The sequence below is a fragment of the Chloroflexota bacterium genome, assembly GCA_011322445.1.
GTDB lineage: Bacteria > Chloroflexota > Anaerolineae > Anaerolineales > DRMV01 > DRMV01.
In genome coordinates this window covers 49,170-62,168 of sequence record DRMV01000032.1, presented here as the reverse complement: position 1 = coordinate 62,168, position 12,999 = coordinate 49,170, and the positions used below count along the sequence as shown (strand labels likewise).

At 64.5% G+C, this 12,999-nt stretch carries 11 protein-coding genes; 4 read left to right on the top strand and 7 right to left on the bottom strand.

Features of this window, described 5'->3' with window-relative positions; genetic code table 11:
* Positions 1-17: 17 nt before the first annotated feature.
* The 4 genes from ENJ54_05725 to ENJ54_05710 all read right to left on the bottom strand — a co-directional run bounded on the left by ENJ54_05725 (position 18) and on the right by ENJ54_05710 (position 4,219).
* Entirely contained in the window at positions 18-689 is a 672-nt protein-coding gene (locus ENJ54_05725) for a LysM peptidoglycan-binding domain-containing protein (GenBank protein ID HFC09334.1), read from the bottom strand.
* Positions 690-800: 111 nt separating this feature from the next.
* A complete protein-coding gene (locus ENJ54_05720; GenBank protein ID HFC09333.1) occupies positions 801-1,457 on the bottom strand; it encodes a deoxynucleoside kinase in 657 nt (218 codons plus the stop codon).
* A gap of 255 nt (positions 1,458-1,712) precedes the next feature.
* Positions 1,713-2,921 (bottom strand): peptidase M19, encoded by a 1,209-nt coding sequence (locus tag ENJ54_05715; protein HFC09332.1) that lies wholly within the window; start codon positions 2,919-2,921, stop codon positions 1,713-1,715.
* Positions 2,789-4,219, bottom strand: a complete 1,431-nt coding sequence (locus ENJ54_05710) for an insulinase family protein (protein ID HFC09331.1) — start codon at positions 4,217-4,219, stop codon at positions 2,789-2,791. Before ENJ54_05710 ends, ENJ54_05715 begins: the two co-directional genes overlap by 133 nt.
* On the opposite strand from ENJ54_05710, the gene ENJ54_05705 reads away from it, so the two are divergent.
* From ENJ54_05705 to ENJ54_05690, 4 genes are all read left to right on the top strand, one after another.
* On the top strand, positions 4,214-6,739 hold the full coding sequence (locus ENJ54_05705; protein HFC09330.1) for a PDZ domain-containing protein: 2,526 nt from the start codon (positions 4,214-4,216) through the stop codon (positions 6,737-6,739). The two genes, ENJ54_05710 and ENJ54_05705, sit on opposite strands and share 6 nt — an antisense overlap.
* 79 nt (positions 6,740-6,818) lie before the next feature.
* Positions 6,819-7,634, top strand: coding sequence for an undecaprenyl-diphosphatase UppP (gene uppP, locus ENJ54_05700; protein HFC09329.1), 816 nt, complete (start codon positions 6,819-6,821; stop codon positions 7,632-7,634).
* A 21-nt stretch (positions 7,635-7,655) separates the two neighbouring features.
* Positions 7,656-8,816, top strand: coding sequence for a sulfotransferase (locus tag ENJ54_05695; protein HFC09328.1), 1,161 nt, complete (start codon positions 7,656-7,658; stop codon positions 8,814-8,816).
* Positions 8,817-9,143: 327 nt separating this feature from the next.
* The gene (locus ENJ54_05690) at positions 9,144-9,920 is read left to right on the top strand and encodes an SDR family NAD(P)-dependent oxidoreductase (GenBank protein ID HFC09327.1); all 777 of its coding nucleotides are present in this window, start codon (positions 9,144-9,146) and stop codon (positions 9,918-9,920) included.
* A 19-nt stretch (positions 9,921-9,939) separates the two neighbouring features.
* Here the strand turns inward: ENJ54_05690 and ENJ54_05685 are convergent, their stop codons facing one another.
* The 3 genes from ENJ54_05685 to ENJ54_05675 are packed head-to-tail and all read right to left on the bottom strand — an operon-like array spanning position 9,940 to position 12,839.
* Positions 9,940-10,563, bottom strand: coding sequence for a glycerol-3-phosphate acyltransferase (locus tag ENJ54_05685; GenBank protein HFC09326.1), 624 nt, complete (start codon positions 10,561-10,563; stop codon positions 9,940-9,942).
* Positions 10,560-12,302 (bottom strand): thiol reductant ABC exporter subunit CydD, encoded by a 1,743-nt coding sequence (gene cydD / locus ENJ54_05680; protein HFC09325.1) that lies wholly within the window; start codon positions 12,300-12,302, stop codon positions 10,560-10,562. Before cydD ends, ENJ54_05685 begins: the two co-directional genes overlap by 4 nt.
* Positions 12,303-12,332: 30 nt before the next feature.
* Positions 12,333-12,839 carry a phosphoribosyltransferase gene (locus ENJ54_05675; protein HFC09324.1) on the bottom strand — a complete coding sequence of 169 codons (507 nt, stop codon included), beginning with the start codon at positions 12,837-12,839 and terminating at the stop codon, positions 12,333-12,335.
* Positions 12,840-12,999 lie beyond the last annotated feature (160 nt).

Below are 12,999 nucleotides of genomic sequence, written 5' to 3'. Positions count from 1 at the left end.
CCTCGCTTTGGGGGCGCTCAGGGCACCTGATAGGTGGCTGCCACTTTGCCCTGGGGCGTGCGCAGGGAAACCGTCGCGCCGCTCGTCCAGATGGCTTTGTTGAGCCCCCAGTACAGGTCGACGGGCGTGTTCTGGAAGCCGCCTTTCGTCCACACCTGCAGCGCGCCGCCCTGTTCTAACTGGACGGCAGGAAAGATGTAGGTGTGGCCGCGCCCGTCGTCCAGTTGCCAGCCCTGCAGGTTGAGGCTGTGCTTGCCGTGGTAGGCAAGGATGACCCGCTCGTCGTCTAAAATGCCTGCGCCCAGCACGCCTGAGATGACGAGGTCGCCGGGGGAAAGCGCCACCGGCGTGGGGGTGGGGGCGCGGCCGGGGATGAGGAGTGCCTGCCCCACCGCGAGGGGCGTATCGGCGGTCATGTTGTTGAGGGCAAGCAGGGTTTCAACATCTGTGCCGAAGCGGGCAGCGATGCTGCCCAAAGTATCGCCGGCGCGCACGGTGTAGACGAAGCGCGGCAGGGTGGGCGTGGCGGCAGCGAGGGGATGCACGGTGGCGGCGGCCACCGCGGGCGTGGGCGGGGGCGGTGGCAGGTGAGAACGCCCCCACAGCGTCAGCACGCCCCACGCGGTGCAGGCTGAGACCACCACGTTGAGGGCGAGGTAAAAGAGGGCGCGTTTCCAGTTGAGGTTCATGGTTTCCAGGCTGGCCGCAAAGGGCAGCTGGCTTTATGATAGCACAAAACGGCGATGCCCCGACGACCCGACTGTCCGACTACCTGACTACCCGACTATCTGACGACCCGGCTATATCGGCAACCGGCTCTGATACGGCGGCATTTGCAACGCCCGCCGAATGCGGTGCTCGATGTCTTCCAAATGCTCGGGGTAGCGCACGAAATCCATCGCGGTCGTGTCGATGGTGAGCACCGGCTCGCCGCGATGGTGGTTGGCGAAGTGGTCTTCGTAAGCCGCGTGCAGTTGGGTGATGTAAGCCGGGTCCATGTTGCGCTCGTAAGGGCGGTCGCGCAGGGCGATGCGCTGCATGAGCACTTCGGGCTCGGCGCGCAAATACACTACCAGGTCGGGGCGGGGGATCTTTTCCGCCAGCGCCTCGTGGACGCGATAATACATCGCGAGTTCGTCGCCTTCCAGGTTGATGCGGGCGAAGAGGGCGTCTTTTTCGAAGGTGTAGTCGGCAATCAGGCTCTTGCCGCTTTCCAGGGAGCCGGGCACGGCGCGGTTTTGCTGGTGGTAGCGGCTGAGCAGGAAGAAAATCTGCGTCTGGAAGGCGTAGCGGGCGCGGTCTTCGTAGAATTTGGCAAGGAAGGGGTTTTCTTCAAAAACTTCCAGCAGCAGTTCGTCGGCCTCCAGGCGGGGCTGCAGCAGGCGGGCGAGGGTGGTCTTTCCCACGCCGATGACGCCTTCGATGGCGATGTAAAAGGGGGAAGAAGCGGCGCTCATGGGAACCTCGTTAGGATATTCTCAAGCTGGATTTGGTCATTCAGAAAGCGCCATCAGCCCCTGATGGCGAATCTCACCCATCCCCCGAAGAGCCTCGCTGACACTCGGCTCATCTGCCCCCTTCCCTCCCTTCGTAAGGGAGGGAAGGGGGCGGCTCCGGCGGGTTGAGCGAAGCCGAAGCCTCGCCGGAGCGGGGGTAGGGAGAGATCGTACCTGGCTTCGGGCGCTCCCCTGCGGGGGTCAGCCCACAATCAATTAGGGCAAGATCGCTTTGAGTTTGCGCAGCCAGTTGTGGGCGAAGATGGCGGCGATGTCGTCGTTGGTATAACCGCGGGCTTCCAGCAAGGGCGCGAGTTTTTGCAAATCGGCCACGGTGTCAATGCCCGCGGGCACGCTTTCTACCCCAAAGCCGCCGTCGAAATCGGAGCCGAGGGCCACATGGCGGCTGCTGCCGGTGCGCTGGCAGATGTAGTCGATGTGCTCTACGACCTTTTCCAGCGGGAGGCGCGGGTCGCCGGGCTTCCAGGCGGCATCCAAAAAGCGGTTGAAGGGCACGATGCCGATCACGCCGTCGCGGGCGGCGAGGGCGTCGATGACATCGTCGGGCAGGAAGCGGTTGCTGTTGCTTTCGGGCAGCAGCGCGGCGGGATTGGCGTGGCTGGCGATCACGCCGCCTTCGTAGGTTTCCACGGCTTCCCGGGCGGCCTCGGCGTCCATGTGGCTGAGATCCAGCAGGAAGCCCGCCGCGGCCATGCCGCGCAGCAGGGCGCGGCCTTCGTCGGTGAGGGGGCCCGGCTCGCCGGTGCCGCCGCAGAAGCGGGTGCCTGCCCACGCGGGGCCGATGACGCGCACGCCGCTTTCCCACCACGCGGGCAGTTCGTCGGGCGTGCGGACGCCCTCGGCGCCTTCCATCAAAATCACCAGCCCAATGGGTTTGGCGGCTTCGGCGGGCTTTTGCTTCCATTCGGCGATGTGGGCGTTCAGGTCGGCGCGGGTGCGCAGCAGGCGGAATTTGTCGGGATGCTCTGCGGTCAGGCGGTGGTAGGCTTCCACCTGGGCGCGGTAGAGGCGGTGGGCCTCTTCGGCGTTGGCGTAGGTGGGCGTATCCCACTGACCGGCTTTGCGGCGGTTGGGGGCGGCAAAGAGGGTGCCGAACACGATGCCCACCTGCCCGCGCAGGTAGTCGGGGTAGCCCAGCAGGGTGTTGCCGTTGACCTGCGGGGCAGTGCTGCCGGTTTCGGCTTCGGCGCGGCGGGTTTCGGCGGCGCTGCGGGTGTAGTCGCGCCCGAAGGTGAGCATGTTCCAGGCTAAATCTTCATGGGCATCGATGATCATTGGGAAACCTCGTTGGCGGGGAGATACACGCCGACGACGCGGTTCTGCGGGCGCAGGTAGGTTTGGGCAACCCGCTGGACGTCTTCCGGCGTGACGGCTTCCAGGCGTTCCAGGAAGCGGGTGTACCATGCGTAGTCGGCGAACATGGCGCTGTAGCCCATCCAGAAGGCCTGATTGGAGATGCTCTCGCTGCCGTAGGCAAAGAGGGCGCGCGCCTGTTTGAGGGCGCGCTGCAGGTCGTCTTCGGGGGGCGGGGCGTCTTGCAGGCGGGCGATTTCGCCGTCTAAGGCTTGCAGGGTTTCTTCGGCGGTGCGGTCGGGGTGCACGATGGCGTGCAGGGTGTAGAGGTAGGGGTCGATGGTGGGGTGCAGCACGCCGCCCACACTGACGGCATATTGCGTATCTACCAGGGCGCGGTAGAGGCGCGAGGTCTTGTTGGTCAGGCCGCTGCCGAACAGGTTGAGGTTGGTGGGGCCGCTGAGGAGGCTGTCCAGCGCCAGCAGCGGGAAGAAGTCGGGGTGGGTGGCGTTGGGGGCGTGGTAGGCCACCTGCAGGAAGACGGTTTCGCCGGGGCCTTCCACGGTGACGCGGCGCTCGCCGCGCTGGGGCGGTTCCGGGCGGGCGCGGCGGGGCGGGGCTTCCCCCGCAGGGATGCTGCCGTAGGCTTCCTGCACCCGCTGGAGCATGGCTTCGGCCTGGAAGTCGCCCGCGATGGCCAGCACCGCGTTGTTGGGGATGTAGTAGGTGCGGTAGTGGCGGTAGAGGTCGTCGCGGGTCATGGTTTCCAGGTCGGCCAGGTCGCCGATGACCTCGTGGTGGTAGGAATGCACCCGAAAGGCCGCGGCCTGCACCTCTTCGGCCAGCAGGAAGGAAGGCTCGTTTTCGTTGCCCTGCCGCTCGGAAATCACCACGGTGCGCTCGGAAGCCACCTCGTCGGGGTCGAAGCGGCTGTTGACCATGCGGTCGCTTTCCAGGTCGAGGGCCAGTTGCACCTGGTCGGCGGGCAGGGTTTCGTAGAAGGTGGTCCAGTCCAGGTAGGTGAAGGCGTTCCAGGTGCCGCCGGTGCGGGAGATGGCCTTGTCGAGCACGCCCGCGGGGAATTTGGGCGTGCCCTTGAACTGCATGTGCTCGACCCAGTGGGAAATGCCGGTGATGCCGGGGATTTCGTCGCGCGAGCCGACGCGGTACCACACCCAGTGGCTGATGATGGGCGCGGTGTGGATTTCTTTGAGGAAAACGGTGAGGCCGTTGGACAGGGTGGTGGTGAGCATGGAACCTCCGCGGGAGAGAGTGGTGGTTCCCATTATAAACGCTTTCCTGGCAAGTTCGTGTATAATCGAGCATGGCGCGCGATGGGAAGGTACAAACGCGCCCGCTGGTTTTTGTTCCCTTTTCGATTCAGTCCGAATGAGGAGCGTGTGATGCATAAATCTTGGCGTTTGGTCTTCTTTGTTGTGGTGGCCGCGGCGCTTTTGCTGGCTGCTTGCGGTCCGGCGACGCCCATTCCTTCGCCGACGCCGTCTGAGGCAACGGCTGCTCCCGCTGCCGCGGCTTCGCCGACGCCGCTGCCTGCCATCAGCGGCCCCAGCGCCGTGAAGGTTACCGGCGAATTCGATTACACCAACGACATCATTACGACCTACTACGTCGAGCAGGCCGTGGCGCTGGTGGATATGTACGGCTTTGTCACCCGCAACCGCGATTGGGAAATCCCGGTGGAATCGCAGGTGCTGGGGTATCTCAAACTCGACCCCAAAGCCAAGCATGGCACTTATGAAATCGAATTGCCGGCGCGCCCTGAAGCCCACTTTGCCGATGTGGACAACAACGGCCACAAGGACAAAGGCGTGCAGATTTTCGCCGTCAGTTACTGGCCCAACCTGACCGGCGGCCCTTATTCGGTAGGCGACGACCGCTCTTACGGCTGGCCGGGGTATCTGGCTTCCGTGAAAACCGATTCGGAAAATCAGGATGAAGTCATCGGCGGCAAACTGGTGGTGTGGGCGCCTGACAGCCAGCAGGAATTCCCCACCGGCTTTGGCCCCGATGGCAAACTCTTTACCAAAGACGACCCCGTCGCGCCCATTCCGGCGGGTTATACCATCGTCGACCTCAACCAGAAGCCTTTCAAATTCATCCGCGCCGAGGTGGCCGACCTGACGCTCTACGAGCCGAAAGAGGCGGCAATCAAGGACTTCTCTAAACTTTCCTATACCGAAGCCTTCGACAAACTGTTCGCGTTTGCCCGCAAGGAGTACGCCTTCAATGGGTATCCCAACAAAGAACCGGATTGGGACGCCCTTTACAAAGAACTCAAGCCGCGGGTCGAGGAGGCTCAAAAGAACAACGACCCCAACGCCTTCTGGCTGGCGCTGCGCGATTTCACCTGGGCTTTCAAAGACGGCCACGTGGGCCTCAGCATGACCGAGTACGGCTATCAGCTCTTCATGAAGGCCACTGAAGGCGGCTATGGCTTCGCCATTCGGCGGATGGACGATGGCCGCTATCTGGTGGTGTATGTGCTCAAGGGCGGCCCGGCCGATGAGGCGGGGATCCAGAAGGGCGCGATCGTGACCGAGTTCAACGGCCAGCCGATTGACGAGGCGCTGAAAAAGATCAAGCCGTGGTCGCTGCCGATGTCCACCGAATGGGCGCTGCGCTACCAGCAGGCGCGTTACCTGCTGCGCGCCCAGCCCGGCGACAAAGCCACGGTGACCTTCATCAACCCCGGCACACAGCAGCCCAAGACGGTGAAACTGACCGCCGTTGCCGAGCGCGACAGTTTCAACTACACTTCCATTTACCACAATGCCCCCAAGCAAACCTACCTGCCGGTGGACTACCGCATTCTGGATTCCGGTGTGGGTTACATCCGCATCAATTCCAACTACGACGACCTCAACCTCATCATCCGGCTGTTCGAGCGGGCGCTGAAGCAGTTCCAGGCGAAGAAGGTGCCGGGGCTGATCATCGACATGCGCTACAACAGCGGCGGCGCACCGCTGGGGCTGGCGGGTTTCTTCACCAAAAAGACCATCACCCTCGGTCAACTGGAATACTACAGCGACAAGACCGGCAAGTTCGAGCCGGAAGGCGAGCCGGACAAGTTCCTGCCCAACGAAGAACAATATCACTTCGATAAACTGGCCGTGCTGGTGGGGCCCGCGTGTTACAGCGCCTGTGAGTTGGAAGCCTATGGCTTCAGCAAAGTGCCCGGCGCGATGGTGATTGGGGAATACCCCACCAGCGGCACGGAAGCCGAGGTTTCCCGCGGGCAAATCAAGATGCCCGATGGCCTTTCTATGCAGATTCCCACGGGGCGCTTTGTGAACCCCGACGGTTCGCTCTTCCTGGAAGGCCAGGGCGTGCAGCCCACCCTGCGGGTGCCATTGACCCCCAAGACCCTGCTGCGGGACGACGACGTCGTGCTCAAGGTCGCCGAGGAAGCCATCCTCAAGCCCGCGGGCGCGGGCATTGAACCTTCGGGCCCGCCGCAGTTGGTGGCCCCCGACAAAGCGCAAGGGTATTTGCTGAGCGGCACCAAGTTCCTGGAAGACCTGGCGCGCGAGAAACCCACGGCAGAAGACTTTGCCAGGCCGGGCACCATCACCTACACCGTGCCGGTGAGCGATGGCACCAAGCCGTTGGTGTGGTCGTATGGCTGGTGCGCCAGCGACAAAGACACCCTCGCCGACAACTTCAAGCACATTCAACTGACGTTCACCCTGGACGGCCAGGTCGTGCCTGCTGACGCCCTCTCGACTTACGAGTATCAGACCAGGCAGGGCCTTTCGTGCCGCCTGGTGTATGCCGTGTTGAAAGACTGGCCTGCCGGCGAGCACCACCTCAGCATCAAGGCCACTTTCACGCAGAAAATCAACGATGGCCAGGATGACTACCCCGCCGGCGATTACATTTTGGCCTACAATGTCTATGTCAAGCCGTAACCCTGGGGGCGGGGCGGGATGGCATCCTGCCCCGCCTGCATGGTAAGGAACACTGCATACCGGGCCCCCGGAGGTTGAGATGACGCTTTTCCAGGCTTTCGTTTTGGGCATCGTGCAGGGTCTGACCGAGTTCCTGCCGATTTCCAGTTCCGGCCATCTGGTGCTGGTGCCGCACCTGCTGGGCTGGCACTTCCCGAAAGATGTGGCCTTTGTGTTCGATGTGCTGGTGCAAATGGGCACCCTGCTGGCGGTCATTGTCTATTTCTGGGATGACCTCTGGGGCATCACGGTGGGCTTTCTGGAAGCCCTGGCCCGCCGCCGCCCGTTGGAAACCGCCGAGGCCCGTTTGGGGTGGTATCTCATCCTGGCAACGCTGCCCGCGGTGGCCGGGGGGCTGTGGCTGAAAGATTCGGTGGAAGCGGCGTTTTCCTCGCCGCGAGCGGTGGGCTTTTTCCTCTGGGGCACGGCGGCGCTGCTGGTGCTGGGGGAACTCGTCGGCCGCCGTCGCCGCAACCTGGCTCAACTCAACTGGGGCGACGCCCTCGTGATGGGGCTGTTCCAGGTGTTGGCGCTGTTTCCCGGCGTTTCGCGCAGCGGCAGCACCATCAGCGGCGGCATGGTGCGCCACCTGGACCGCCCGACCGCGGCGCGCTTTTCCTTCCTCATGTCCGTGCCGGTGATGCTGGGGGCGGGGGTGGTCGCGCTCAAGGACTTGCTCACCCTGCCTGCCCTGGGCGCCGCCTGGCTGCCGGTGCTGGTGGGTTTCCTGACGGCCGCCGCGGTGGGCTATCTCGCCATCCGCTGGCTGCTGCGCTACCTCGGCAGCCACAGTTTGTATGTTTTCGCCGTTTATTGCGTTTTGGTAGGCACACTCATTTTGGTGACCCTGCCCTGATCTTCGCCGGAGGAAAGCGGCATGACCTTCAACGCCCGCCTGATGCTGCGCTTGCTTTCCCATAGTTTCTTCCGCTCTCGCAACACGCCCGGGCGGCTGTGCCCGCAGCGCGTGGGTTTCCTCGTTACCCAAATGCTGCTGTTCTACCCCCTGCTAGGGGCGGCGCACCGCCTTGCCTGGGCAGCCGACCGCCTGCTCTTCCCCGGTTTTCGGCGGCAGGAAGTGCGCGAGCCGGTTTTCATTGCCGCAACCCAGCGTTCCGGCACCACCTTGCTCATGCGTACCTTGCAGCGCGACCCCCAGTTCGTGCCGATGGATTTGTGGGAAAGCCTGCTGGCGCCCTCGGTGGTGCAGCGCAAACTTGCCTGGGCGGTAAAAGCGCTGGATGATCGGCTGGGGCAGCCTTTGCAGCGTGGCTGGGTGCGTCTGGAAGCCCGTTGGAGCCAGATGCCCAACGCACGCGATTACTTTCGCGTCCATCGCCTGAGTTTTCTGCAGCCTGAGGAAGACGTCCAACTGCTGCTGCACCAGGCGGCCTGCTACGACCTGCTGGCGTTCTTCCCTTTCCCGGAACTGCTGGCCGATTACGCCGATTATTCCCGCCGGGTGCCCGCAAAGCGCCGCCGCCAGGAAATGGCCTTCTACCGCAGCATGTTGCAGCGTCACCTCTACGCGCACGGCGGCGGGCGGCATCTGAGCAAACCGCCCACCTTCTCTTCGGCCATGCCCGACCTGCGCGCCGCCTTCCCCGATGCCAAATTCATCCATCTGGTGCGCCATCCGGCCGAAGTCATCCCTTCGGCGGTGGCGCTGTGGTACGGCCACTGGCGCATGAACGGCTGCCCCGGCGATGTGCGGCGGGAGGCCCGTATCCTGGCTGAGGTGTATTGCCTCTGGTATCGCCGTTTACACGAAGACCTGGCCGACCTGCCCCCGAACCGTTATGTGCGGGTTGGCTTTCGCGACCTGACGCAAAATTACCGCCAGACGGTGCACCGCATTTACGAGCAACTGGAACTCGCCATGCCGCCCGCGCTGGCGCGCTATCTGGAAGCCGAAGACGCCCGCGTGCGGGCTTACCGCAGCCCGAACAAATACACGCTGGAACAGTGGGGGCTGAGCCGGGAAGACCTGGCCCGCCTGTGTGCCGGCGTGGCCGAGATGTACGGTTTCACGTTTTGATAGGGAGGGGCGGCAATGAGGCGGTTCGTCGGTTAGTCGGTTAGTTAGTCCATTGGTGGGTGGTGCTCTGCGGAGTCTGTGCAATCTGTGGTTTTTCGTAACTGTTCAGCTCTGGAAAAACAGGCCGCGAATCACGCGGATAAAACGGATGGCCGCGGATTTTTAGGGCGCCAAGGCCGCCAAGAAACGGACGGGAGCGTTGGGCTTTTCAGCGTTTTTTCCCAATCTGTGCTAATCTGTGCAATTGGTGGATGTTTTTCTGCGTAATCTGTGGTTTCTCCTTACCGAGGCTGAGCAGTTACGGTTTTTCCTTGCTATGAGGGTGCGATGAAAGATCTCCATGACCGTGTCATCATCATCACCGGCGCTTCTGGCGGCATTGGTGCTGCCGCAGCGCGGGCTTTCGCGCGTGTCGGGGCGCATGTGGCGCTGGCCGCGCGCCGTCCTGAAGCGCTGGAAGTCGTGGCCGCGCGGGTGCGCGCCCTGGGCCGGGAAGCCCTGACCGTGCCCACCGATGTTACCCGCCGCGCCGATGTAGCCGCGCTGGTGGCGCGCACCCGTGAGCACTTTGGGCGCCTGGATGGCGTGGTGGCTAATGCCGGGGTGTACCTCCGCAGCCCAATTCGCGACCTCACCCCCGATTTGCTGGAACGTTCCCTGGCCGTCAACTTCTATGGTGGGGTGTATCTGGTGCTGGAAGCCCTGCCGCACCTGCTGGCGCGGGGCGAAGGCCATATCGTGCTGGTCACTTCCATGGATGGCAAAAAGGGGCTGCCCCCCGATGCTCCTTACGTCGCGGCCAAGTTTGCCCTCAGCGGCTTTGGCGATGTGCTGCGGCAGGAACTCCACGGCACCGGCGTGGGCGTCAGCACCGTGTTCCCCGGGCGGGTAGATACGCCGATGATTGCCGACCTCAAAGTGCCGTGGATCTCGGCCAAGATTCCGCCGGAAGCCGTGGCGCAGGCCATCGTGCGGGCGGTGCAGCGCAACCGCGCCGAGGTCATCGTGCCCTTTCAGGCGCGCTTGCTCTATTGGGCGCAGTGCTTCGCCCCCCGCCTGGCCGACTGGGCAGTGCGGGCGTTCCGCTTGCAGGGGTGGGAATAAACTTCCCAGCGCGGGGGCTTTACGATGGGGGTGTGCGCCCCTCGTCGGGTTCCCTGGCGGGGCGGTCGAGCCACAGTTCACGATACTGGCGTTGCCAGTCTTGAGCAAAGCGCAGGGTGACCACCGGTGCCAGGGCAATGGCCACGGCCAGCGGCGCGCCGGTCAATCCCACAGCCCAAAAGAGCGCCCAGGCGGTGGCCGCGGCGAGGGCGTTGCCACGCGCCGTGTGGTGCAGCAAAAGCACCCAGGCAATCAGCCATCCCACGGCCAGCAGCGCGCCCAGCGGAGAAACGGCCAGCAGCGCGCCGAAGGTGGGGGCGTTCCCCATGCCGCCGCGAAAACCGGCGAACACCGGCCAGATGTGCCCGGCCACCGCTGCCGCGGCGGTGAGCGCCACGATGAGGGGGCCTGCTCCGGCTGCCTGTGCCACCGCTACGGCGACGTAACCTTTGAGCACATCGAGCGCAAAGACGACCAGCCCCCACCCCCAGCCGATGTGCCGCATGGTGTTGGTGGCACCGGCGTGCCCTGAGCCGCTCGTGCGGATGTCGACGCCCGCGACGCAGCGGGGCAGCCAGACGGCAAACGCCAGCGAGCCCAGCAGGTAACCGACGAGCGGGAAAAGCCAGTGCCAAAGGGTCATGGGGTGGTGTTTCGCGCTTCCAGCAGCCGCCGGAAAAGCCCCTCCTGCGCGGCCAGGGCGTCGGGCGCGCCGACCTGCACCACCCGGCCGCCTTCCAGCACCACCACCCGGTCAACTGCAGTGATGGTGTGCAGCCGGTGGGCGATGATGAGCGCGGTGCGGCGGGCCAGCAGCGCCTGCAGGCCTTCCTGGATGGCGGCTTCGTGCTCCGGGTCGAGGCTGGCAGTGGGTTCGTCGAGGATGAGGAAGGGCGCGTTCTTCAGCAGCGCCCGCGCGAGGGCAATGCGCTGCGCCTGCCCGCCGCTCAGGCGCGCCCCTTGCTCGCCGACCACGGTTTCGTACCCCTCGGGCAGGGCGCGGATGAATTCGTCGGCGCGGGCAATTTTCGCCGCCTGCACCACCTCTTCGCGGGAGGCGTCGGGGCGGGCCAGGCGGATGTTGGCTTCCACGGTGGTGTTGAAGAGGTAGGGCTGCTGCGGCACCCAGGCCACCCATTGCCGCCAGGCTTCTGCCGGAATTTCGGCCAGGCGTTGCGCACCGGCCAGGATTTCGCCGCTTTGGGGCACGATGAACCGCAGCAACAGGTAGGCAATGGTGCTCTTGCCCGCCCCGCTTGGCCCTACCAGCGCCACCTGCATCCCCTCTTCAATGGTGAAACTCACCCCTTGCAAGGCTGCTTCGCCGCCGTCGGGGTAGGTGTAGGTGACGTTTTCCAGCCGCAGCGGGAAGATGGCAGCCGCCGCGGCGGGGGAAAGCCGCGCCGCCGGGGGGCTTTCCCTGCTTGCGGCCTCGGGCGCGGCGGCCAGGGGTGGGGTTTCCAGCACGCCGAAGATGCGCTCCGCGGCGGCCACACCGCCCATGCCGGCATGAAAGCGCGCCCCCAACTGCCGCAGCGGGAAGTAGAATTCCGGCGTGAGGAGCAGCACGAAAAACGCCTGCTCAAAGGTTAGCCGTCCGTAGAGCAGCCGCAGGCCGATACCCACGCTGACCACCGCCGTGCTCAGCGTGCCCACCCATTCCAGCACCAGCGCCGAGATGAAGGCCACCCGCAGCACTTCCAAAGTGGTCTGGCGGAAGCGGTCGCTCACCTCTTCCACCCGCCGGATGTATTCACGGCTGCGCCCCAAAATTTTCAGCGCGGTCAGCCCTTGCAGCGCATCCAGCAGGAAGGCGCTCATGCGGTTGAGTTGTTTCCATTGCTTTTCGGTCAGGCTTTGCGCGATGCTGCCGATGAGGTTCATGAAGAGGGGGATGAGCGGGGCGGTGAACAGCAAAATCAGCCCGGAGAACCAATCGCGCGGGAAGACCAGCACCAGCACGAGCAGCGGCACGGCGGCGGCGAGCACCACCTGGGGCAGGTAGTGGCGGAAGTAGGTTTCCAGTTCTTCCAGCCCCTCGGTGAGGGTGTTGGTGAGTTCGCCGGTGCGCTCGCCGTGGGTGTAAACCGGCCCCAGGGCGGCCAGGTGGGCGAGCAGGCGTTCCCGCAGGGTGCGTTTGACGTCGGCAGCGACCCGGAAGGCGCTCACCTCAGCCCCCCAGGAAGCCGCCCCCCGCGCCGCCAACACGCCGACGAAGGCAAGGGCTGCCCAGCGCAGGTCGGTCAGGGCGGCTTTTTCCAGAAAGACGGCGTTGACCATCCACGCCGCCAGCGCGGCCTGGGCTACGATGAGGAAGCCGCCCAGGATGCCCAGCCCTACGGTGATGCCGAAGGCCACGCGGGGGCCGCGCAGCAGTGCCATCAGGCGACGGTCGATGTTCATGGCTTCCGCTTACCCCACACCCGCCGGGTCGGCGAGCACTTTGTCGCCGCCGCGCTGGATTTCCCACGGGTAGACGATGTAGGCATCGGTCATTGCGGCGTAGAAGTCGGGGCGCAACGCGCCGAACAGGCTGCGATGGGGGTTGAAGTGCAGCACGCAGGTGTAGGGGATGCCGCCGGCGGCTTCCACCCGCGCCCGTACCGCGGTCATTGTGCGGCCGGAGCCCCACACATCGTCCACGATGAGCGTGCGGCGGCCTTCCAGCAGCGGCTCATCGGGGAACTGGATGAATTTCGGCCAGGCGACCAGTTTGGCGCGGGCCATGGCCATCTGCGCCGGAAAGTCCACCGCCGCCAGCAGAATGTGGGTCAGGCCGAGGGCTTCGGCCAGGATGCCGCCGGGCACAATGCCCCCGCGGCTGATCATCACCATCGCGTCGAAGGCCACATCAAACTGGGGGATGAGGTGGTCAATCAGAGCATCGACGTCGTTCCACGTGAGCACTTCTTTGCGCATCTTCTCGCTCGCAAAAGGGAATACAATAGGAAAGGGTGGCCGGCGTTTTGTTGGTGGGCCGCCCGGTTGCCTGGGCTTCGTCTTTGTGGGTAGGCGACACAAATTGTACCATCACCGGAACCTTTTCCCGCCGTGGAGCGTCTATCCATCGCAACACGCA

Excerpts from the sequence above, each read along its gene's own strand:
- ENJ54_05725 (HFC09334.1), bottom strand. The coding sequence starts at position 689 with ATGAACCTCAACTGGAAACGCGCCCTCTTTTACCTCGCCCTCAACGTG.
- ENJ54_05720 (HFC09333.1), bottom strand. The coding sequence starts at position 1,457 with ATGAGCGCCGCTTCTTCCCCCTTTTACATCGCCATCGAAGGCGTCATC.
- ENJ54_05715 (HFC09332.1), bottom strand. The coding sequence starts at position 2,921 with ATGGTACACCCGCTTCCTGGAACGCCTGGAAGCCGTCACGCCGGAAGA.
- ENJ54_05705 (HFC09330.1), top strand. The coding sequence starts at position 4,214 with ATGCATAAATCTTGGCGTTTGGTCTTCTTTGTTGTGGTGGCCGCGGCG.
- ENJ54_05710 (HFC09331.1), bottom strand. The coding sequence starts at position 4,219 with ATGCATCACACGCTCCTCATTCGGACTGAATCGAAAAGGGAACAAAAA.
- uppP (HFC09329.1), top strand. The coding sequence starts at position 6,819 with ATGACGCTTTTCCAGGCTTTCGTTTTGGGCATCGTGCAGGGTCTGACC.
- ENJ54_05695 (HFC09328.1), top strand. The coding sequence starts at position 7,656 with ATGACCTTCAACGCCCGCCTGATGCTGCGCTTGCTTTCCCATAGTTTC.
- ENJ54_05690 (HFC09327.1), top strand. The coding sequence starts at position 9,144 with ATGAAAGATCTCCATGACCGTGTCATCATCATCACCGGCGCTTCTGGC.
- ENJ54_05685 (HFC09326.1), bottom strand. The coding sequence starts at position 10,563 with ATGACCCTTTGGCACTGGCTTTTCCCGCTCGTCGGTTACCTGCTGGGC.
- cydD (HFC09325.1), bottom strand. The coding sequence starts at position 12,302 with ATGGCACTGCTGCGCGGCCCCCGCGTGGCCTTCGGCATCACCGTAGGG.
- ENJ54_05675 (HFC09324.1), bottom strand. The coding sequence starts at position 12,839 with ATGCGCAAAGAAGTGCTCACGTGGAACGACGTCGATGCTCTGATTGAC.